Source organism: Polyangium jinanense, from assembly GCF_028435365.1.
Genome location: NZ_JAGTJJ010000002.1, coordinates 403,488 through 423,106 on the forward strand (window position 1 = coordinate 403,488; position 19,619 = coordinate 423,106).

Genomic DNA, 19,619 nt, shown 5'->3' on the forward strand with positions numbered 1-19,619 from the left:
CCCTTCAGCTCGGCGCCGGCGGCCCTCCCTCCCCGTCGCCGCCTTCCGCCCACCCGTCCAAGATCCTGCGACCGCGTTGCACGTCGCCGTCTCACGTGATGCAATCCGCCCCGCCATGAGCGACGTCGAAAGCCGGCTGAGCAGCGCCATCTCCGCGGTCCGCTCCTACCTCGAGGCAAAGCTCCTCGGCGAGGCCCTCGTCGCCTCGGAAAAGGCCATGGAAATCGCGCACGAGCTCGGGCGGGAGCATCCGCGGTACGTCGAGGCAGCGCGCATCGCGGCGCTCGCCTACGCGCTCGACAACAACGCCGGCATGTCCGCGCGCTACCAACGCCTCGCCATCGCCAGCGCCGAGAAGCAGCCGACGTATCCGAAAGATCGGCTCGGATCGCTGCACTTCGACCTCGCCCGCGCCGAGCTCGATCGCGGTCGCCAGGAGGAGGCCGCCGCCGAGCTCGAAGCAGCCATCCCGCTGCTCTGCCAGAACCGCGCGGATCGAGACGCCGAGGCGCGGCAAGCGATGTTTCTGCGCGTCGCGCTCTGCATGGTCGCGGGCGATCCGAAGGAGGAGATCGACGCGCTCGTGGAGCGCCTGCGCACGTGGCTCGAGCCCGTCTTCGAGGATGCCGAGGCGACGGCCGACACGAAGGCGCTCGCCGAGCACGACATGGTCACCGCGCTCTGCTCCTCGGCGCGGCTCAAGATCGCGCAGCGGCGCTGGGACAAAACCGAGGCGGCGCTGCTCGAAGCATTCGAACGCGCCGAGCGGCACATGCTCACGGCGGATCGACCGAACCCGCATCTGCTCGGGCTCGTGAGCGAGGTCTACAAGGAGATGCGCCGCGCATCGAAGGACGAGAGCGCCGCGCTCCGCACGCGCGCCGAGTCGCTGCTCGGTCCCGCGGCGGAGCGCGCCGAGCGGCTGTTCTGGGCGCAGCTCCGCGTGGTCGTTGTCGATGCGCAGAAGTCGCTCGGCTGGTCCGAGGGGCAGATCGCGCGGCTGCTCGAACCCGCGCTGCACGAGGGCGATCTGCCGGTCGATCTCAACCGGCATCCGTTGCTCCACGGGCTCACGGAGGTGCTTGGTCGGCATGCGGCCAAGGGGACGCATCTGCGGGATCAGGGGCCTTCCGAGTTGCGCCACGTGATGCGCGGAGACAAGACACTGGCCGCGGCGATCGACGTGATGGAGGCGGCTGGCCTTTCGGATGTTTGATGTGTAGAGCGCTCCGGCGCGGGCTCGGCCTCGCGCTCGCCACGTCCCTCGCCGCCGCTCCTGCGCTCGCCCAGGACGAGCCGCCGCCCGCGGAGACCGCGCCGCCGGAAGAGCCCGCGCCTCTGTCCGCGGAGCCCGCGCCTGAGCCGCCGCCTCCTCAGCCGATCGAGGTGACCGTCGAGGGCGATCGGGCGCCGGCGGGGTCGGTCTCGCTCAAGCGCCGGGACATCCGGGAGATGCCGGGCGTGCTCGGCGACCCGTACCGCGCGATCGAGGTGCAGCCGGGCGTGACGCCGACGGCGAGCGGACTGCCGTACTATTACATTCGCGGCGCGCCGCCCGGGAACATCGGATTTTTCTACGACGGCGTGCGTGTGCCCCTGCTTTTTCACGTGGGCGCGGGGCCGAGCGTGATTCCGGCGCCGCTCGTCTCGCGCGTGACGCTGCACATGGGGCCGTATCCGGCCGACATCGGGCGGCTCGCGGGCGCGGCGGTCGAGGCCGAGGCGGCGCCGTTTCCGAATGAATGGAAGGGCGAGGGCGCGCTCCGGTTCGTGGACGTGGGCGGCGTGATCGAGGGGCCGATCGGCGACAAGACGACGGTCCTCGTCGGCGGGCATTATGCGTTCGGCGGGCACATTCTTTCGGCGCTGATCGACAACGTCGATTTCGGGTACGGCGATTACCAGGCGCGCGTGAGCCGTCGCGTGGGGGAGCGTGGCCGGTTCACGGCGCTCGCGTTCGGGGCGTGGGATTATCTGGCGACCACGACGACAGGGGATGCGAGCGGCGAGAAGGACGTCCTGCTCGACGCGGATTTTCACAGGCTGGATTTCCGATACGATCATGAATTCGATTCGGGCGGAAAACTCCGCGCCGCGGTGATGCTCGGGCTCGATCGGTCGAGGAAGGTCGGCGCGGAGAGCGCGACCAATTGGAAGATCGGGGCGCGGCTGCGTGGATCGAAGCCGATCGGCGGGGGAAAGGCGCTCCTGCGCGGCGGGATCGATCTGATGGTCGATCGTTACGACATCGTGCACAAGGAGCCCTGCGACATCTCCCTCGAAGAATGCGCCTCCGGGCCACTCGGCGAGCTCGACGAGGCGTTCCGCGCGCTTTTTCCGAGCCGCTGGGACACGGCCGTGGGCGCGTGGGCCGACGCGCTCGTGGTCCTCTCGGATCGGGCGACGATCACCCCGGGGCTGCGCGTCGACCATTACACGTCGATGGGCAACACGGCGCTCGCGATCGACCCGAAGATCACGGGCCGGTTCGGCGTCGGCGAGCGCGTGCGGATCGTTCCCTCGTTTGGCGTGGCGTCCCAGCTCCCCGGCTTCGCGCCGCTGCCGGCGCTGCAAATCGGCGGCATCACGGGCGGCCTTCAGCGATCCTTGCAATCGAGCTTCGGCGCCGAGGTCAAACTCTCGCCCATTCCGGTCGAGATCAGCGGCTCGCTCTTCCGCCAGGTGACGTTCAACCTCACGGACCCGATCGGCTCCGAGCGCGGCACGAACCTCGGCACCGCCCGGTTCCTCTCCCGCAGCACGGGCGACGCGTATGGTCTCGAAGTCTCCGCGCGCGGCGCATTACGCAAGGATTTGCTCTTCCTCGCCTCGTACACGCTCTCGCGCTCGACGCGCACGTCGAAGAGCGGCCTGACCACGCCCTCGGCGGTCGATCGGACACACGTCGCGCACGTGGCCTTGCTCTACGACCTCGGCAAGGGCTGGAAGGCGGGCGTGCGGCACGTGTTCTACAGTGGTTTTCCCGCGCAGGAGGCGGGCAGCGGGACCGTGATCGAGGATCCGCCGCGGGTCCGGCCGTTTTATCGGCTCGATCTGCGCGTGTCGCGGCGATGGAAGGTCGGCGAGACCGGGTTCGTCTCGCTCGTGCTCGACATGCAGAATGCGACCTTGAGCAAAGAGGTCTTCGACGTGACGTGCGCCCGCGGGATCTGTCAGCCGCGACTGCTCGGGCCGATCACGATCCCGCAGCTATCGGTGGAGGCGGGGTTTTAGAGATATTTGGTGACGGCGGGCGGGTTGAACCAGTTGTTGTTGCGCCCGTCGAAATACTGGATCGGGGCAGCGGCGAGCTCCTCCGGATCGACATCGTCGAGGCAGCCCACGTTGATCGAGATGTACGCGCCGCCGATCTCCTCGACGTATCCGCGCCCGAACGGCTTCACCCCGCACGTCTTGCAGAAGAGGTGATGCCCGCTCATGGAGCCGAACTGGTAATCGCCGAGCGCAGACTCGCCTTCGAGCAGGCGGAACGCGTCGGGCTTCACGATCGCGCCCCACCACCGGACCTTCGCGCAGATCGAGCAGTTGCACCGGCCGGTGCCCGCCGAAAGATCGAGGTCCGCTTCGAACCGGACCGCGCCGCAATGACAGCTTCCCTTGTAGGTCTTCTTCATTTTAATCGTCGCTCTTTCCGAAGAGCCGGTGCCGGAAGTATCCGATCTGGCTCTTCGCTATCTCTTTCACGAGATCGAGTTTGTCCACCTCGCGCGCACTCGTCCGACCGAGAAGCTCTCCGGATTCGTACAGCTCCCGCGTCTTCGCGCGCTGCAGCTTGCCGCTCGACGTCTTCGGCAGGACGCCCGGCGCGAGCGGCACGACGTCGTCGACGGTCAGGCCCACGCTCTGCTGCACGGCCTTGCGCACGTCGGCTTCGAGCCGCTTCTTGCCGGCCTCGTCCTTCTCGCCCGTCTCGAACGCGATGACCACGCGCTCGCGATCCGAGGGGCCCTTCATCGTGCCGAACGCGATGACGTTGCCCTTGCGCACGCCCTCGACCTGGCTCGCCTCCCACTCGATGTCCTGCGGGTAGTAGTTGCGGCCGTTGACGATCACGACCTCCTTCGAGCGCCCGCAGATGTAGACCTTACCCTCCGCAATGTACCCGAGGTCGCCCGTGCGCAAAAAGCCGCCCGCGAACGACCGCTTCGTGACCTCCGGGTCGTTCCAGTAGCCTTGCATCACGCTCGGCCCGCGGATGCGCAGCTCGCCGACCTCGCGCTCGGGCAAAGGGCGCGCGCTCTCCTCGTCGTCGGGCGCGAACGTCTTGATCTCGTGGCCCTCGAAGGCCATGCCGCACTCGACGATGCCCGAGGCGCGCGGCGAGCCTTCCGACGCGGGTTCGGCGCGGCCCTTCGACCAGAGCGTTTCGCCGTCGACGACATCGGTCCGCACGCCTGTCCAGATCTTGCTGAACGAGACCGCGAGCGTCGACTCGGCCATGCCGTAGCAGCACACGAACGCGCGCTCGTCGAAGCCGATGCGGGAGAACTTTTCCGCGAAGGCGCGGAGGTTCTCGGCGCGAATCGGCTCGGCGCCGCAGCCCGCGATGCGCCAGCTCGACAGATCGAGCCCCTCCATCTCGCTCTCCTTGATGCGCTTGACCGCGAGCGCATAGGCGAAATTGGGGCCGAACGAGATCGTGCCCTTGTACTTCGAGATCGATTCGAGCCAGCGCGCCGGGCGTTTCAGGAAGAGCAGTGGCGGCAGGAACGTGATCGAGTTCCGGTGGTAGACCGGCGCGATCACGAAGCCGATGAGCCCCATGTCGTGGTAAAGCGGTAGCCACGAGACGCCGTGATCGACGCCGTCCCTGATGCTCAGGCCGACGGGCATGATCGCGTGCACGTTCGCGGCGAGGTTTCGGTGCGTGAGCGTCACGCCCTTCGGCCGCGCGGTCGAGCCGCTCGTGAACTGCAGGAAGCAGACGTCGTCGAGGTCGATCTTTTCGGGCCGGAGCTTGTCGCTCGACGTGCGCACGCCCTCGACCGCGACGACCTTCTCGAGGCCCGGCGCCTGGGCCTGGATCGTGCCGAGGATCTTCTTGATCTCGCTGCTCGTGAGCAGCACGCGCGCGCCGCTCTTCGCCACGATGTGCAGCGTGTTTTCGAGGTAGCCCGAGAGCTTGCCGAGGCCCGTGGGCGGGTAGATCGGCACGGGGATGATGCCGGCCCGCACGGCGCCGAGGAACGCGAAGACGAAATCGGCGTTGTCGGGGAGGATCAGGGCGATGCGATCGCCTTTGCGCAGGCCCATGGCCTGCATCGCGCCGCCGTAGCGAGCGCTCATCCGCTCGACGTCGGCGTACGAGTGGAAGGGCGCGACGTCGGGCGATTCGTCGAGGAAGCGGTAACCCGTGCTGCTGCTCGCCGCCGCGTCCTCGATGGCCTGCGCGACGGTGCGGGGCGAAGGCGCGCTCATGCTTCGAGCTTTCCGTCGCGCTCGAGGCGGGTGAGGATCGCGGTCGCGACGTCGCCGATCGTGTTGATTTCGCGGAGCGCGTCGTCCGGAATCTGGAGCTTGAAGGTGTCCTCGATGTCGGCGAGCACCTCCATGACCCCGAGCGAATCGATGCCGAGATCGGCGACGATCTCGCTCGTCTCGCTCACGTCGACCTCGGTCTGCTTGTGCTGGCCGAACACCTTGAGCAGCTCTTTGTGGACGGTTTCCCGATTCCAAGTCATGGGGCGCTTCCTACTCCAATTCGCCCCCGTTCACCAGGCGCCTCAGCCGTTCGAAGCCCTCCACGCTGCGCGCGCCGTACCACATGAGGTCCTTGCCGTTGCAAAGGAGCACGCGGCCGGTCTTCGCGGCGGGGATGTCGAGCTTGCGGAAGACCTCGGCATCGTCCTCGGTGAACGCGTGCGGCTCGTCGGGCAGGAGGACGATCTCGGGCTGCCGCGCGACGACTTCGTCGAGGGTGACGCGCGGATACCGCGTGTCCCGGTTGCCCACGCGTTCGGGCGGTAGTGGCGTGGCCTTGCCGAGATCGGCGGCGAGCGGGTAGCGGCGCCTGCGGTCCGCGAAGATGTTTTGCGCTCCAACGAGATCCATCATGTCGGAGATGAACGTCTCCTCGTGCACCGTCATGAGCGGATCCATCCAGATCGGGACGAACGCGCGGACGGGGACGCGCTCGCCGCGGTGCTTCTCGGCCTCGCGGTGCGCGTGGTACGCCGAGGCGAGGAGCGAGCGGGCAGCGTCGTCGCGATCGAGGCCGAGGGCGAGGGCGAGGCGCGCGAGGTGCGCGATTCCATCGGCGACGCGCTTGGGGAACGAGACGAACACGGCGACGCCGGCCGCGTCGAGGCGCTCGATCTGCGAGCGGGTGTTCTCTTCCTGGTTCGCGATCACGAGGTCGGGCTCGAGGGCGAGGACCTTGTCGACGTCGACGTCTTTCGTGCCGCCGACGTCCTCGATCGCCTCGACTTCGCCTTCGGGGGCGATGCAAAAGCGGGTTCTGCCGACCAGGCGGTCTTTGGCGCCGAGCCGGATGACCGAGTAGGTATCGCTCGGGACGAGCGAGACGACACGCCTCGGTGGAGCTGTGAAAATGTGACGGCGTTGTCTGTCGTCCTGGACCTTGATGATTTTCATCGGCTCGGCTCTTTAGCGCCGGCGGCGCGGGTGGGGGAGGGGAGATTCTGTCAGCGGAGATGGCTAGCGGCCGGGTTCGACCTTGCGGTACCCTCGCGCCCGGAGGTGGTCGATGAGGAACGTGCCGTCCGTGCGCGTGGGCTTTGCTGCTTTGCTTGGCGCGCTTTGGCTTGTGGGATGCGGGGGAGGCTCGGGCGGCCAGGGCGGCGCGGGCGGGCAAGGCGCGAGCGGCGGCTCGGGCGGCAGCGGCGGCCAGGGCGGCGGCGGTGGGCCGTCGTATGCGGATCCGTACACGATCACCCCATTCGACGATACGCGCATCACGAGCGACGGGAGCCAGCCGAATTTCCAGACGGTGTTCGCGGACGTCGATTTCAAGGACGGCCCGTTCGCGAGCGCGAAGCTCGTCGTGGACCTCGCGAGCACCTGTTATCCGTTCGACAAGTGGCTCGACAACCCGCCGCCGCAAGGGCAGAACTGGCCGGCCGATTGCGATGCGTTCGATCGCAATTTCGACATCTCGCTCGATGATCCGATGGACCCGGCGACGGAGCCGCCGGGTCTCGAGGTGATGCACGCGATCACGCCGTTCGGCGGGCCGCTGCACCTCGAAATCGACGTCACGGACGTGGCGAACGGCCTGCCGGGCAAGCATCGGATGCGCGCGCACATCACGACGTATTCGGACGGCGCGGGCATGGTCTCGGGGTCGAACGGCGGCTGGAACGTGACGGCGAAGCTCGAAATGGTCCCGGGCGCGCCGCCGCGGAACGTGCTCGCGGTGAAATCGCTCCATTACGGGTCGCAGACGACGGCGGAGGGGCCGGGCGCGCTCAACTTCGAGGTGCCTGAGGGCACGACGTCGGGCAAGATCGAATTTCGCACGAGCGGCCACGGAGGCGGCAACGCCGGTTCGGGTTGCATCGGGCCCGCCGAGGAGTTCTGCAACCGCACGCACACGGTCTCCGTCGACGGCGCCGTGATCGACACGTGGAAGCCGTGGCGGACGGACTGCAAGGATCTCTGCACGGAGACGATGCACACCTGGCCGAGCGGAAACAGCTTTACCTACTGCCTCGAAAATCCCTGCGGCGCCATTTCGAGCGTGAAGGCCCCGCGGGCGAACTGGTGCCCGGGGAGCATGACGGCGCCGAAGGTCTGGGAGACGCCCGAGCTCGGAAAACCCGGGCAGCATTCGTTCCAGTGGGCGGTGAACACGGTCGAGTCGGGCGGGAGCTGGGCCGTGAGCGCCACGTACTTCGCCTACGGACCTTGATCGAAAGGTTTTTTTCGATGTCTCTCCGCTTTCGGGCCGCGGCGTGCCTCGGCCTCGTCGTCGCGCTCGCCGCGTGCGGCGGCGAAGGGGATTCGCCCGCGGTCAAACCCCCGGAGCCGCCGCCGAAGTTCGATTATCCGCTCGACGACGTCCTTCGTCTGAACCATTTGCAGACGAAATCGACGCACAACAGCTACCACATCGAGACCGAGGGGAACACCGTCGGCGAGTGGCGCTACACGCACGCGCCGCTCGACGTGCAGCTCGGCGCGCAGGGCGTGCGGCACGTCGAGCTGGATCTGCGGTACGACCACGATCTCGAATCGTTCGAGGTGTATCACCTGCCCGTCCTCGACGAGCAGACGACGTGCAGGAAGCTCACGGATTGCCTGCGGGTCCTGAAAAACTGGTCCGACGCGCACCGGGCCCATCACCCGATCGTCGTGCAATTCGAGATCAAGGACGCCGTGCCGGCCGACGAGGCCGGGGCGGAGAGTTATTTCGCGGCCTTGCACGAGGAGATCCGCAGCGTTTGGCCGGACGATCGGATCCTCGTCCCGGACGAGGTCCAGGCCGACGCGCCCACGCTACGGGAAGCGGTTCTTTCGAAAGGCTGGCCGACACTCGGCGAGGTCCGCGGGCACGTGCTCTTCACGCTGGATGACTCCGGTGACGCGCGGAAGGCGTACACGAAAAACCATACGAGCCTCGCCGGTCGGATCCTCTTCGCGGACGCCTCGCCCACCGATCCGTGGGCCGCGATCGCGATCATCAACAACCCCGTCGGCGAGGCGGCCGCCATCGCCGAGGCGCTCGCCGCGAACATGCTCGTGCGCACGCGCGCTGATGGGAACGCCGGCGACGTGATCGAGACGGGCAGCACGATCGAGCGGGAAGCCGCGATCGCAAGCGGCGCGCAGTTCGTCTCGACGGACTTCCCCGCGAAGGTCCCGGAGGCCGAATACTGGGTCGAGATCCCGGACGGTACGCCCTCGCGCTGCAACCCCGTGACGGCGCCGAGCGAGTGCAGCGCCGAGGCGATCGAGGATCCGACGTTCGTGGATCCGTGAGGCCGCTCAGCGCTCCTCGATCGACGCCACGACCTTCTCCTCGATCCCCTTCCACCCCTCGGGCCGCCCGCCCTTGCGCGCATACCCGCGCACGATGAGCTCGCGCGAGCCGACGATCACGAAGTACGTGCGCAGCGAGAACGACTCGCCGCCGATCGACAGCTCGTGCTCGACGTGCACCACCTTCCGCGTGCCCACGGTCTCGATCCGCGCCTTGTCGAGCCGCGTCGCCTTCGCCGGCGCCGCCTCGTCCGCCGCGGCGCGCATCTCCTCGACGAACGCGTCGAGCTCCTCGGCGGGCGGCGCCTGCTCCAGATCCACCACGAGGATCTCGACGAACACGGGCGACGCGTCGATGTCCCCGAACGTGAGCACCGGCATGCCTTCGCGCACCTCCTTCGCGGGCTTCTTCGCGAGCGGCGCGGGCATCTCCACGGACAAACCCAGGTCCGGCAGCGTCGTCCGCGTCATCGCGGGCGGCTTCTTCATCGTCCACGGTCCGCCGAGCGCCACGCCCGCGCCGATCGAGACGAGCATCACCGCGCCCACGAGCGTCGCGGCGAGCGAGAGCAAGGGGCGCGGGCCGGGCTCGACGTCGCCTTCGTCGATGCGCTCCTCGACGGGCTTGAGCCCGCGACCGAGGAAGAGCGCCGTGACCACGAAGCCCAGGATCCCGCCGCCGAAATGCGCGAGGTAGTCGACGCCCGGGAAGAAGCTGATGAGCACGTTCGGGACGAGCGGACGCCACGCGCCTTGCTTGAGCCGCGTGATGAAGAGCGGAGGCAAGATGCCGCGCGGGAAGAGGACGATCGCGAGCACCGCGGTCATGAGCCCCCAGATCGCGCCCGACGCGCCGACGCTCCACTGCCCGCTGCCGAGCAGCGTCGTCGCGAGCGCGCCGCCGAGGCCGGAGAGGCCGTAGAGCACGAGGAAGCGCCGCGATCCGAGGATCGGCTCGAGCATCAGCCCGAGGCTCCAGAGCGCGACCATGTTCATCACGAAATGCATCACGCTCGCGTGCAGGAACGCCGAGGCGAAGATGCGCCACACCTCGCCGCTCTTCACCGCGGGCCCGCTCGTCGCGCCGAGCGAGACGAGCGCCTGCGTGGTCCCCATGCTCTGCTTCCAGATCAACGTGAGCACGCCGAGCACCGCGCAGATCGCGATGATCCCGATCGTCACGGGCGTCCCACCGCGCAGCCGCGAGACCGCGCGTCGATCGCGCTGCGCGAGGTTTCTCCCCTTCACGAGCGCCTCCTCGATCCGCTCGGGCGAAGGTGGCTCGGTCGTGCGGATCCGCTCGGCCGCGCGTTCGAGCAGCGCGAGCTTGGGCCCGTTCACGTGCGCGAAGCGGCTCGCGTCGTCGACGTGGTGAAAGCCTATCTTCGTCGCCGCCGCGTCGCTCGATGACGCGCGACGCAGCGCGTTCACGATTTCGGGACCGCCGCCGACCGCGACCACGTGCATCGGCACGGGCGCTTGTTGCGTGGAGGCCACGATCTGCGCGAGCAGCTTCGGCAGCTTGTCCAGCGCGTCGCGATCACGCGTGGGCAGGAGGAGGATCTGCGGCGGCGCGCTCGTCGTCACCACGTGGGACGCGACGACCCCGTGCTGGACGAGGCAGCTCTCCGGATCTTCCGCGAAGATCGCGCCGAGGAGCCTGTCCCTTCGCACGACGTTCGGGTCCGTCGCGAGCTCCACCTCCTCGATCCTCTCTTCGGGCATCATGCGCCGTTCTTCGCTCCGTGGTGTCGGGGACGGCGCAGCGTTGCAGGCGTTTCGCGGAGCTGCAACGTGGCTTTACGCGTGCGAACGGAGGGAAGGCTCGGGTAGGATGGGGTCCGTCATGCCCGACTGGCTCAAGAACCTCCTGCCGATCGTGCTCCTGCTCGCGGCGATCGCCGTGGTCACAAGCCGCCTGCCGAAGATCGACCTCGGTCACTCGGAAGCCTTCAAGCGTCGGCGTTTCTTGAACTGGTTCCCCCTCGGGCTCACGTACGCGCTGCTCTATTTCGGCCGCTACAACCTCTCGGCGAACGCGTCGCTGATGGAGAAGATCGGTCTGCTCACGAAGCAGGAGTACGGCGACATCGACGGCGTGGGTTCCATCTTGTACGGCGTGGCCTTCCTCCTGAACGGCCCGCTCACGGATCGATGGGGCGGCCGCGCGACGATCCTCATCGCGGCCGGCGGCTCGGCGCTCATGAACGCGCTGCTCGGCGTGGTCACGATGCGCGCGCAGGCCGGCCAGATGGATCACGGCTCCGTCGTCACCGCGATGACCGTGCTTTTCGCGGGGAACATGTATTTCCAGAGCTTCGGCGCCGTCTCGATCGTCAAGGTCAATGCGCCCTGGTTCCACATCCGCGAGCGTGGCGTGCTCGGCGGCGTCTTCGGCATCCTGATCTCGCTCGGCCTCTACTTCGCCTACGACTGGAGCCGCTTCATCGCGAAAGCGATGGGCATGACCGCAGCCTTCATGGTCCCGGCGGCCTTGCTCGTCGGCTTCTTCGTCATCGACGCGTTCATCATCCGCGATACGCCCGGACAAGCGGGTTTTGCTGATTTCGACACGGCCGACGCGTCGAGCGGCGACACGGGCGAGCCGGTCGGGCTCGCCGAGGTCGCGCGGAGGATGTTCTCCCAGAAGGTCATCTGGATCATCATCGCAATCGAGTTCTGCAGCGGCTTCCTCCGGAACGCCGTCATGAAATGGTACCTCGTCTTCGCCGACAAGACGGGGGTCACGAAGGAGTTCGTCTCGGCGAACTGGGGCGTCTTGCTCTGCGTGGCGGGTATCCTCGGCGGCATCTTCGCGGGGCTCATCTCCGACCACGTCTTCGAATCGCGTCGCGGCCCGGTCGCGTCGGTCCTTTATGCGGGCCTACTCCTGGGCGCTGTGGTCACGCTCGCCGTGCTCGGCAGCACCATCACGGGCTGGGCCGTCGTCTTCATGTCGCTTTGCGTGATCGGCGTGCACGGCATGCTCTCCGGCACCGCGAGCATGGACTTCGGCGGCAAGAAGAATGCGGGCGTGGCCACGGGCATCATCGACGGATTCGTGTACCTCGGCACGGGCTTCCAGTCGCTCCTGTATGCCCGCATCCTGCCCTCCGGCGAGGCCGCGAAGGATCCGGCGAACTGGAAGCAATGGCCGCTCGCCATGCTCCCGGTCGCCACCGTGGGCCTGCTCTTCGCCACGCGCGTGTGGAACGCCAAGCCCAAGGCCGCCGCAGCGTCTGCGGACGCTGCAAAAAAAGCGGAGTCCAAGCCGGAAGCCGCGGCGGCTTGACGGGATAGAGCGGCGTGGGGCCGGCGCTACGGCCGGTGGACCGAGAGACACGGCTCTTCGCGGCGAGATCCCGCGCGCGCCGCGTCTTGCCCGAAAACGAGGCCCGGCACGGATCGTGATGGTACCGTGCCCGGAGGCTTCGTCATGCGTCTCGGTTCTGCTCTCGCTGCTCTTCTGCTCGTCGTATCCGCCGCCGGTTGCTCGAAGCGCGAGGCCGCCGTCAAAATCCCCAGCGTCGAGCCCTCCGTCGTCATCGCGCCGGCCCCCGCGCCCGTGGCGCCTTTGCCCGAAAAAGCCCCGGTCATGCCGGGCGACATCGATCCCAGCCTTTTTGCGCACGTCCTCGTCGAGAATGGGAAGACGTACGTCGTCCTCGATACCAATCCGGACGTCGATCGCTGGGCCCAGGGCGCGCCGACCCTCGTCTCCGACGAATCCCCCGTCGTCGCGCGCCGCGAAATCGTGCCGAACGCGCTTCCGGCCTCGCTCGTCCGCCGCAGCGGCACGCCCGTCCGCCTGTATGGCCCCGAGGGCGCCGTGTGCGAGGGCAGGCTCGGCCCGATCAGCCTGATCAGCCGCGTCGAGCCGGAGTACAACGTTCGCCAGCAATGGAAGGGCGAAGATTACGACGGGACGCCGATCCCGCCCGCAAAGCCCGAGCAGATCGCCGAGGAGGCGTGGGACATGGCCGAGGGCGGCCGTTCGCTCGTCGCGGAGCTCGGCGACGTGCAGGGCGATTGCAAGGACGCGATGTTCGCGCGTGACCGCGACCTCCCCCAGGCGCGCCCGCTCACGGTCAAGGACGCGTCCGCCGCGCTCGCGACGCGCGCCGCCGCCGAGATGCGAAACCTCGCGGGGTACACGGAGATCGACGAGACCTACCAGAACTCGGGCATCCAGACGCCCGACGTCGCCTGGGAGCATCTCAATGGCGCGACCCCGACCGTAAAAGTGTTTTCGGGCGAGGGCGCGACGTACGTGTGGCTCGACGCCGACGCGGGCGAGGTTTGCAGCGCGTTCCGGGGGAAACTCACGGCGCTCTGGAAGCTCGAAGGCGGCTCCGGCAAGGACGCCCGTTTCGTGAAGCTCTACGAGGGCGCGGACGACTTCCTCCCGAGCACCCTGGTCCACCTCGATCGAGACGGGTCGCCCTCCTTGCTCGGCTACCAGTCGGTCCTCCGCAAGGGACCGACCGGCTTCGCGGTCCGCAGCGTCTCCGTCCCCTACTTCCTCTGCCCCTGCTGACGTTCGGCGAGCCTGCCCACGCCGCGCCCCCGCCCGCCGTTCTCGACTCGTCAGCATCGCGACGGCTCCCCTCGTCAAGACCGTAACGATCCCCCGCCTCGGCCCCTGACCCCTGCGCCGTTTCCTCGAAAAAACACGTGGATCGCGGCTGCTTCGGGTGCGGTACGGTTCCTGCCTTGGATCGCTGCGCCCTCCTCCCCCTGTCATTGACGCCGGGGGCCAGGTGTGAGACGCAACCGAGTCCCTCGGGGCGTCGGCACCGGCGGCGAGGGCGCTCGGTCGATCGTGGAGAAGCACGGCATGAAGCATCGTCTCGGGATCGTCTTTGCCCTCGGCGTGGGGCTCTTTGGGCAGGCCTCGGCGCTGGCGCAGCCGGCGCCGGCCGCGGCAGCGGATCAGGCCGATCCGGCTGCGCCGCCGCCCCCGCCTCCCTCCCCGAACCCAGACGCGCCGCCGCCGCCGCCTCCGCCGGGGGGTCCGGCCGGGACGCCCGAGGCTCCGCCGCCCGTCGCGCTTCCGCCTTATCTCACCGGCAACACCACGACGCCGCTCAATCCGCCGCCGCCGCCGCCTCCGCCCGGAGGCAACAGCGGGACGCTCGCGCCGCCGGGGCCGGGCGCGGATGCGGGCGTCACGCCGAAGACGGCGCCGGCGCGCGTTCGGTGGCGCGGCACGAACCTCAACTGGGGTACGAACGCGACGACGACGGCGCTCGGGATCGGCCGCGATAACATCGGCAGCGAGGGCGAGCAGGTCTCGATGGGCTTCGGCCTCGTGCTGAACTACTTCATCCTCGAGCCGAAGCGCGCCGACGGCACGCCGCGCGGGTATTCGTTCCGCGTGCAGACGGCGCCCGGCTTCGACGTCGAGCTGACGAACAGCGATTTCACCACGACGAAGCGCGAGCCGCTCTTCCGCGACCTGCCCATTCAGGGCATTTTCTCCAAGCCGCTGTGGAGGAGCGCGAACGAGGAATGGGGGCTCAGCATGGCGGTGAACGGCACCGTGCTTTTGCCGACCTCGAAGCTCTCGCACGATCGCGGGATCTACGTGACGACGTCGCCGCGCGTGTCGCTCTTCGCGCAGGTGCCGATGCGGGGCAAGGACGCGGATTTCTTGAAGAATGTGCTCCTCGGCGTGAGCGCGCGCTGGGATCACCAGTTCACGCGGGCGACGGTCCCGACGAACCCGGACATCCAGCGGCCGCGGCAGACGCTCCAGGGGACCGTGTCGATGTCGGACCAGCTCACGGGCGGCTCGATCGACACGAACAGCTTGCGCACCGGCGCGTTCCTCTTCTTCGACGAGAAGCTCTTCGGCCACACGCTCTGGGTCTTCCTGAGCGGCGGCCTCCAGTATTCGTTCCTCAATCAGCCCCAGGTGAGCGACTGCGTGCAAATCACCACGGGGTGCGCCGATCCGGGCCGCGTCACGAGCCCGACGACGACGCGGTACACGACGAGCTTCGGCGTTGGCGTGAGCTACTTCCCCGCTTCGGAGTGGGGTTTTTCGATCGATTACGGCAACGCCAACACGCAGATTGGCCTCGACGGCAAGCGGCGCAATCCGTTCTATAGCCCCGATGCCACGCTCAGCGCGAGCCTCATCCTCTCGATCGACGCCATCTACGAGCGCTTGACCGGTCCGTCGCGTGACGATCCGTTCATCGTCTTCGGCAGCAACAAGAAGACCCGCGGCGTGCCGCAGTCCGCTCAGCGCGAAGTCCTGTTCTAGCCGCGCGGTTTCTTGGCCCGTCCCCCGGCCCTCTGGCATGGGGGACGAGTCGTGACCGCCGCGCTCGCCGTCCAACCGACCCCCACGCCCCCGCCCTCCGCCGTTCCGTCCTCGCGCCGGAAACCGCGCGCGAGCCGGCGATTGCCTTGCAAGCTCGGCCCGTACACGCTCTTCGAGCGGATCGGCTACGGCGGCATGGCGAACGTGTATCTCGCCCGCCGGAAGACCGAGCTCGGCGGGCATCACCTCTGCGTCATCAAGGAGGTGTTGCCGGAGCTCGCGCACGATGCGCGCATGGCGGAGATGCTCGCCGAAGAGGCCCGCATCACGAGCCTGCTCCGCCACGAGAACGTCGTCGAGGTGCACGACCTCGGCCGCGACGGCGAGAGCCTCTACCTCGCGATGGAGTACGTCGAGGGATTCGATCTGCGCGAGCTCTTGCGCCGCGCGGCCGCGGCGAAGGTGCCCTTTCCGGTCGCGTATTCGCTCAGGATCGTGGGCGACGTGCTCCGCGGGCTCGATTACGCGCATCGATGGAAGGACGAGAGCGGCGCGCCGCTCGGGATCGTGCATCGCGACGTTTCGCCGGCGAACGTACTCGTGAGCTTCGAAGGGGGAGTCAAGCTCTGCGATTTCGGGATTGCGCGGGCGGGCGCGGTGAGCGGCGTGGATACGGCGTTCCAGGGCAAAGCCGGGTACATGAGCCCGGAGCAGGCGCGGGGCGACGCGCTCACAGGGGCCTCGGACGTCTTTGCGGTCGGAATCATCCTGTGGGAGCTGCTCGCGGGCAGGCGTCTTTACAAGGCGGAGCCCGGGGAGTCGCTGCGGGAGGCCTCGCGCAGGGCGGAGATCCCGGCGCTCCCGAGCCGGGGTTTGCCCGAGGAGGAGGAGCTTTTTGGCATCGTGCGGCGCGCGCTCGCCCGGGACACGGAGGAGCGATATCCCACGGCCGCGGCGATGCGAGAGGACCTCGAAGCGTACGCGACGAAGACGCGCATGCTGGCGAGCCCGACCCAGTTCGGCGCGTGGCTCACGCACCATTTCGGCAAGGCAGTGATCTCCGAGCGGCGGGCGCGGCAGCGCGCGATCGAGGCGATCGAGCGTGGTCCGGTCGCGGTGATCACGCCGATCGGGAAACGCGCGCGGCCGGCGAACGGGAATGCGGCCGAGAAAAACCCGAACCACACGGAGGCGCCGCCCACGCAGCGCGTGGTGCCGCGGAAGGAAGCGGTCGCCGAGGCGCCCGAGAGCGGCGTGCGGCAGACGAAATCGCTCGATCCGGCGGAGCGGGAGAAGCGGCTCGCGAAGAAGCGGCGCAAGGCGCTGAAAGCGCAGGGAAAAAGCGTCGCCGCGATGAAGGTCGCGCCACGCGAGGCGTCGGAGGGCGGGTATGCGGGCGCGATTCTGCTGCTCGCGGCGGCGATGGTGGCGGGGCTCGTGATGCTCCAGCTCACCGCGGGCGGCTGAAAAGAATCAGTCGTCGCCGGGGAAAATGGCGTTGGCCAAGTCGCCGTTCGGATCGGGCCTCCCCAGGACCAGCGATCGCTCCCGGGGTACCGCGATGCAATGCCCCGCCTGGGCATGTGCCGTCGCGTCTCTTCCACGACTGCAGAGATAGACGCGCTCCTGGCAGCGGCCGCAGAAGCGCACGGATGCCTCCTCGGTCGGCGCGAGTGTCTCCCAGCGCTCGGGGCATTCGAACGTGAACCGGACGTACTGCTTCTCTTGCTTGGCGCTGCCGCAATTCAGGATCTCGTTGCGGCCGAGGAGATCCGTCCAATCGCGGGAGACGAGGCCCGAGAGCTCGGTGAATCGCGCCCGGGTCGTCGGATCCTCGGCAGCGTTCTCATGCAGCGCGACCTCGAGCCGCAGCCACTCGGCGCGCTGGGGATCGGTCGCTTCGAGCCGTGCTGCATAGGCGAGCCGCATCCGGCTCGTGAGCGTGCCGTTCATCGCGAACTCGAGCAAGGGCCGCTCCGCCGGATCTGCGAGGTAATCGAGGAGGCCACGCGTCATGCCCCGAGGTTATCACGATCCGCACATGGTCGCGCTTGCTCGTCCTCCTGGATGCACGACCCTCGAAAACCTGATACCTCTCCGGCAGTCATGCCCCTCCTCTGCGAGGTCGCCGTCCCCGTCCCGCTCGCTCGGGCCTTTTCCTACGAGGTCCCGCCCGCGCTCGCCGCCTCGGTTCGTCCGGGCGCGCGCGTGCTCGTCGAGTTCGGCCGAAAGAAGGTCCTCGGCGTGGTCCTCGCGACGTCCGAGGGCGCGGCGCCCGAGGGCGTGCGGCTCAAGCCCATCGCGGCGGTCGTTGATCCCGAGCCGGTCCTGCCGCCGGAGCTGCTCTCGTTTTTACGCGAGCTCTCGTCGTATTATTTCGCGCCGATCGGCGAGGTCCTACGGCTCGCGCTCCCGGCCGTCGAGCGCGAGGACGTGCGCGCGCTCGAAGCGCAGGGGGAGCTTCCGGGCACGCTCTCGCGCGTGAAGCAGGTGGGCGGGCGCAAGATTGCGTATGCGCGGCCGACGGACGCCGTGGAGGAGCCGGGGGTTTTGCGCGGGCAAGCCGCGTCGGTGCTCGCGCTTCTCCGGTCGAACGGGGAAATGCCCATCGCGCGGCTCGAAGAAAAATTCGGCAATGCGCGGGCCGCGGTGAAGAAGCTCGCCTCGCTCGGGCTCGTGGTGACGGAGGAGCGGGAGCCGCCGCGGGACGCGTTTTTCGCAAGGCCCGAGCCGCGCGACGAGCCGCCGGTGTTGAACGAAGCGCAAAGCGCGGCCGAGGCGCGGATCGAGGAGGCGCTGCAGGGGATTGGGGCGCAGAAATCGGCGGCATTTCTGCTTTTCGGCGTGACGGGATCCGGAAAAACCGAGGTGTACCTGCGGGCCATTGCGGGCTGCCTCGCGCGGGGGCGGGGCGCGATCGTGATGGTGCCCGAAATCGCGCTCACGCCGCAGCTCGTGGCGCGGTTCCGAGCGCGGTTCGGCGACGATCTCGCGGTCTTGCACAGCGGTTTGTCGGAGGCGGATCGGCACGCGATGTGGAAACGCGTGCGGACCGGGGCCGTGCGCGTGGCGATCGGGGCGCGCTCGGCGATCTTCGCGCCCGTCGCGAACCTCGGGCTCATCCTCGTGGACGAGGAGCACGACGGCTCGTTCAAGCAGGAGGAGGGCGTGCGGTACCACGCCCGCGACATGGCCCTGCTGCGCGCGCACCGCGCTTCCGCCGTGGCGGTGCTCGGCTCGGCGACGCCCTCGCTCGAGTCGGTGCACCTCGTGCGTCAGGGCAAACTCGTCGAATTGCGCCTGCCCGACCGCGCGCACCGGGAGGCGACGTTGCCCGAGGTGACGACGGTCGATCTACGTCGCATCGGGGCGGGGCCGACGGGGAACAAGCTCATCTCGCTCCCTTTGCATCGCGCGCTCGAAAAGACGCTCGCGGCGGGGGAGCAGGCGATCCTGTTCCTCAATCGACGCGGCTTTGCGCCGAGCGTCGTGTGCGAGTCGTGCGGGCACGTGGCCACGTGCCTCGCTTGCTCGGTGGCGCTCACGTTTCACCGGGCGCGGGGCGGACGCATGCGGTGCCATTATTGCGATTGGGAAGGGCCGATGCCCGCGGCGTGCTCGGAATGCAGGGCGCCCGCGCTCGCGCTGGAAGGGCTCGGGACCGAGCGGCTCGAAGAGACGATCGCCGAGGCGTTTCCCACGGCGCGCGTGGCGCGGCTCGATCGGGACGTGGCCGACGGCGCGAAGGCGGAGGCCATTCTCGCGAAGATGCGGGCGGGCGAGATCGACGTGCTCGTGGGCACACAAATGGTCACGAAGGGGCACGACCTCGGCAACGTGACGCTCGTCGGCGTGCTCAATGCGGACGCGGCGCTCTCCTTGCCGGATTTTCGCGCGTCGGAGCGAGGTTTTCAGCTGCTCGTGCAGGTCGCGGGGCGCGCCGGGCGGCGGGATCGACCGGGCCGGGTGCTCATCCAGACGCGCAATCCCGAGCAACCTGCAGTGCAATTCGCGAAGCGGCACGACGTGAGCGCGTTTCTGGAGCACGAGCTCGCCGATCGGGCGGAGGTTGGGTATCCGCCCTTCTCGCGTTTGGCGCTCTTCCGGGTCGACGCGCTCGACGAGGAGGTGGCGCGGCGCGCGGCGGGCGTGATTGCGGCGCACGCGAAGACCTCGCCCGAGGGGCAATCGCGCGTGGTCGAGGTCCTCGGCCCCGCGGCGGCGCCGCTCGCGCGCCTGCGAGGTCGGTATCGATTCCGGGTTCTTTTGCGCGCCAAGGATCGCCGCGCGCTCCGGGCCGCGACCGCGGCGGCGGCGGCGGCGATTCCCGAGATCGATCGGCGCGTGCGGGTCGTGGTGGACGTCGACCCCGTGGCGATGCTCTGAG

Annotated in this window: 15 protein-coding genes; 9 read left to right on the forward strand and 6 right to left on the reverse strand. The window is 68.6% G+C overall.

What is annotated here, in order from left to right; all coding sequences use genetic code 11:
• Positions 1–115: 115 nt before the first annotated feature.
• Positions 116–1,216 carry a hypothetical protein gene (locus KEG57_RS06700; RefSeq protein ID WP_272417199.1) on the forward strand — a complete coding sequence of 367 codons (1,101 nt, stop codon included), beginning with the start codon at positions 116–118 and terminating at the stop codon, positions 1,214–1,216.
• Positions 1,216–3,234 carry a TonB-dependent receptor plug domain-containing protein gene (locus KEG57_RS06705; protein ID WP_272458289.1) on the forward strand — a complete coding sequence of 673 codons (2,019 nt, stop codon included), beginning with the start codon at positions 1,216–1,218 and terminating at the stop codon, positions 3,232–3,234. The genes KEG57_RS06700 and KEG57_RS06705 overlap by 1 nt, the downstream gene beginning before the upstream one ends.
• On the opposite strand, the gene KEG57_RS06710 is transcribed toward KEG57_RS06705, so the two are convergent.
• From KEG57_RS06710 to KEG57_RS06725, 4 genes are read right to left on the reverse strand one after another with little or no spacing between them, the layout of a single operon-like run.
• The gene (locus tag KEG57_RS06710; RefSeq protein ID WP_272417201.1) at positions 3,231–3,635 is read right to left on the reverse strand and encodes a GFA family protein; all 405 of its coding nucleotides are present in this window, start codon (positions 3,633–3,635) and stop codon (positions 3,231–3,233) included. The genes KEG57_RS06705 and KEG57_RS06710 overlap by 4 nt on opposite strands.
• Before the next feature lies 1 nt (position 3,636).
• A complete protein-coding gene (locus KEG57_RS06715) occupies positions 3,637–5,439 on the reverse strand; it encodes a fatty acyl-AMP ligase (protein ID WP_272417202.1) in 1,803 nt (600 codons plus the stop codon).
• Positions 5,436–5,702 (reverse strand): acyl carrier protein, encoded by a 267-nt coding sequence (locus KEG57_RS06720; protein WP_272417203.1) that lies wholly within the window; start codon positions 5,700–5,702, stop codon positions 5,436–5,438. The genes KEG57_RS06715 and KEG57_RS06720 overlap by 4 nt, the downstream gene beginning before the upstream one ends.
• A 10-nt stretch (positions 5,703–5,712) precedes the next feature.
• The gene (locus KEG57_RS06725; protein ID WP_272417204.1) at positions 5,713–6,615 is read right to left on the reverse strand and encodes an ABC transporter substrate-binding protein; all 903 of its coding nucleotides are present in this window, start codon (positions 6,613–6,615) and stop codon (positions 5,713–5,715) included.
• Between the two features lie 112 nt (positions 6,616–6,727).
• Here KEG57_RS06725 and KEG57_RS06730 point away from each other — a divergent pair, with 112 nt between their 5' ends.
• Together KEG57_RS06730 and KEG57_RS06735 are read left to right on the forward strand one after the other, a co-directional pair.
• A complete protein-coding gene (locus KEG57_RS06730) occupies positions 6,728–7,891 on the forward strand; it encodes a peptide-N-glycosidase F-related protein (RefSeq protein ID WP_272417205.1) in 1,164 nt (387 codons plus the stop codon).
• A gap of 17 nt (positions 7,892–7,908) precedes the next feature.
• Positions 7,909–8,961: a Ca2+-dependent phosphoinositide-specific phospholipase C gene (locus KEG57_RS06735; RefSeq protein ID WP_272417206.1), complete on the forward strand. Its 1,053-nt coding sequence runs from the start codon at positions 7,909–7,911 to the stop codon at positions 8,959–8,961.
• Positions 8,962–8,967: 6 nt separating this feature from the next.
• Here the strand turns inward: KEG57_RS06735 and KEG57_RS06740 are convergent, their stop codons facing one another.
• Positions 8,968–10,689 (reverse strand): rhomboid family intramembrane serine protease, encoded by a 1,722-nt coding sequence (locus KEG57_RS06740; RefSeq protein ID WP_272417207.1) that lies wholly within the window; start codon positions 10,687–10,689, stop codon positions 8,968–8,970.
• A 118-nt stretch (positions 10,690–10,807) separates the two neighbouring features.
• Between KEG57_RS06740 and KEG57_RS06745 the strand changes: the two genes are divergently transcribed.
• The 4 genes from KEG57_RS06745 (at position 10,808) to KEG57_RS06760 (ending at position 16,699) form a co-directional block, all read left to right on the forward strand.
• Positions 10,808–12,253, forward strand: a complete 1,446-nt coding sequence (locus KEG57_RS06745) for an MFS transporter (RefSeq protein ID WP_272417208.1) — start codon at positions 10,808–10,810, stop codon at positions 12,251–12,253.
• A 144-nt stretch (positions 12,254–12,397) separates the two neighbouring features.
• Positions 12,398–13,498: a hypothetical protein gene (locus KEG57_RS06750; protein ID WP_272417209.1), complete on the forward strand. Its 1,101-nt coding sequence runs from the start codon at positions 12,398–12,400 to the stop codon at positions 13,496–13,498.
• 300 nt (positions 13,499–13,798) lie between these two features.
• Positions 13,799–15,232, forward strand: coding sequence for a hypothetical protein (locus KEG57_RS06755; RefSeq protein ID WP_272417210.1), 1,434 nt, complete (start codon positions 13,799–13,801; stop codon positions 15,230–15,232).
• Between the two features lie 51 nt (positions 15,233–15,283).
• Positions 15,284–16,699: a serine/threonine-protein kinase gene (locus KEG57_RS06760; protein WP_272417211.1), complete on the forward strand. Its 1,416-nt coding sequence runs from the start codon at positions 15,284–15,286 to the stop codon at positions 16,697–16,699.
• Positions 16,700–16,705: 6 nt separating this feature from the next.
• On the opposite strand, the gene KEG57_RS06765 is transcribed toward KEG57_RS06760, so the two are convergent.
• Positions 16,706–17,248, reverse strand: coding sequence for a hypothetical protein (locus KEG57_RS06765; RefSeq protein ID WP_272417212.1), 543 nt, complete (start codon positions 17,246–17,248; stop codon positions 16,706–16,708).
• Positions 17,249–17,338: 90 nt separating this feature from the next.
• Here KEG57_RS06765 and priA point away from each other — a divergent pair, with 90 nt between their 5' ends.
• Positions 17,339–19,618, forward strand: coding sequence for a replication restart helicase PriA (gene priA / locus KEG57_RS06770; protein WP_272417213.1), 2,280 nt, complete (start codon positions 17,339–17,341; stop codon positions 19,616–19,618).
• Position 19,619: the final 1 nt, after the last annotated feature.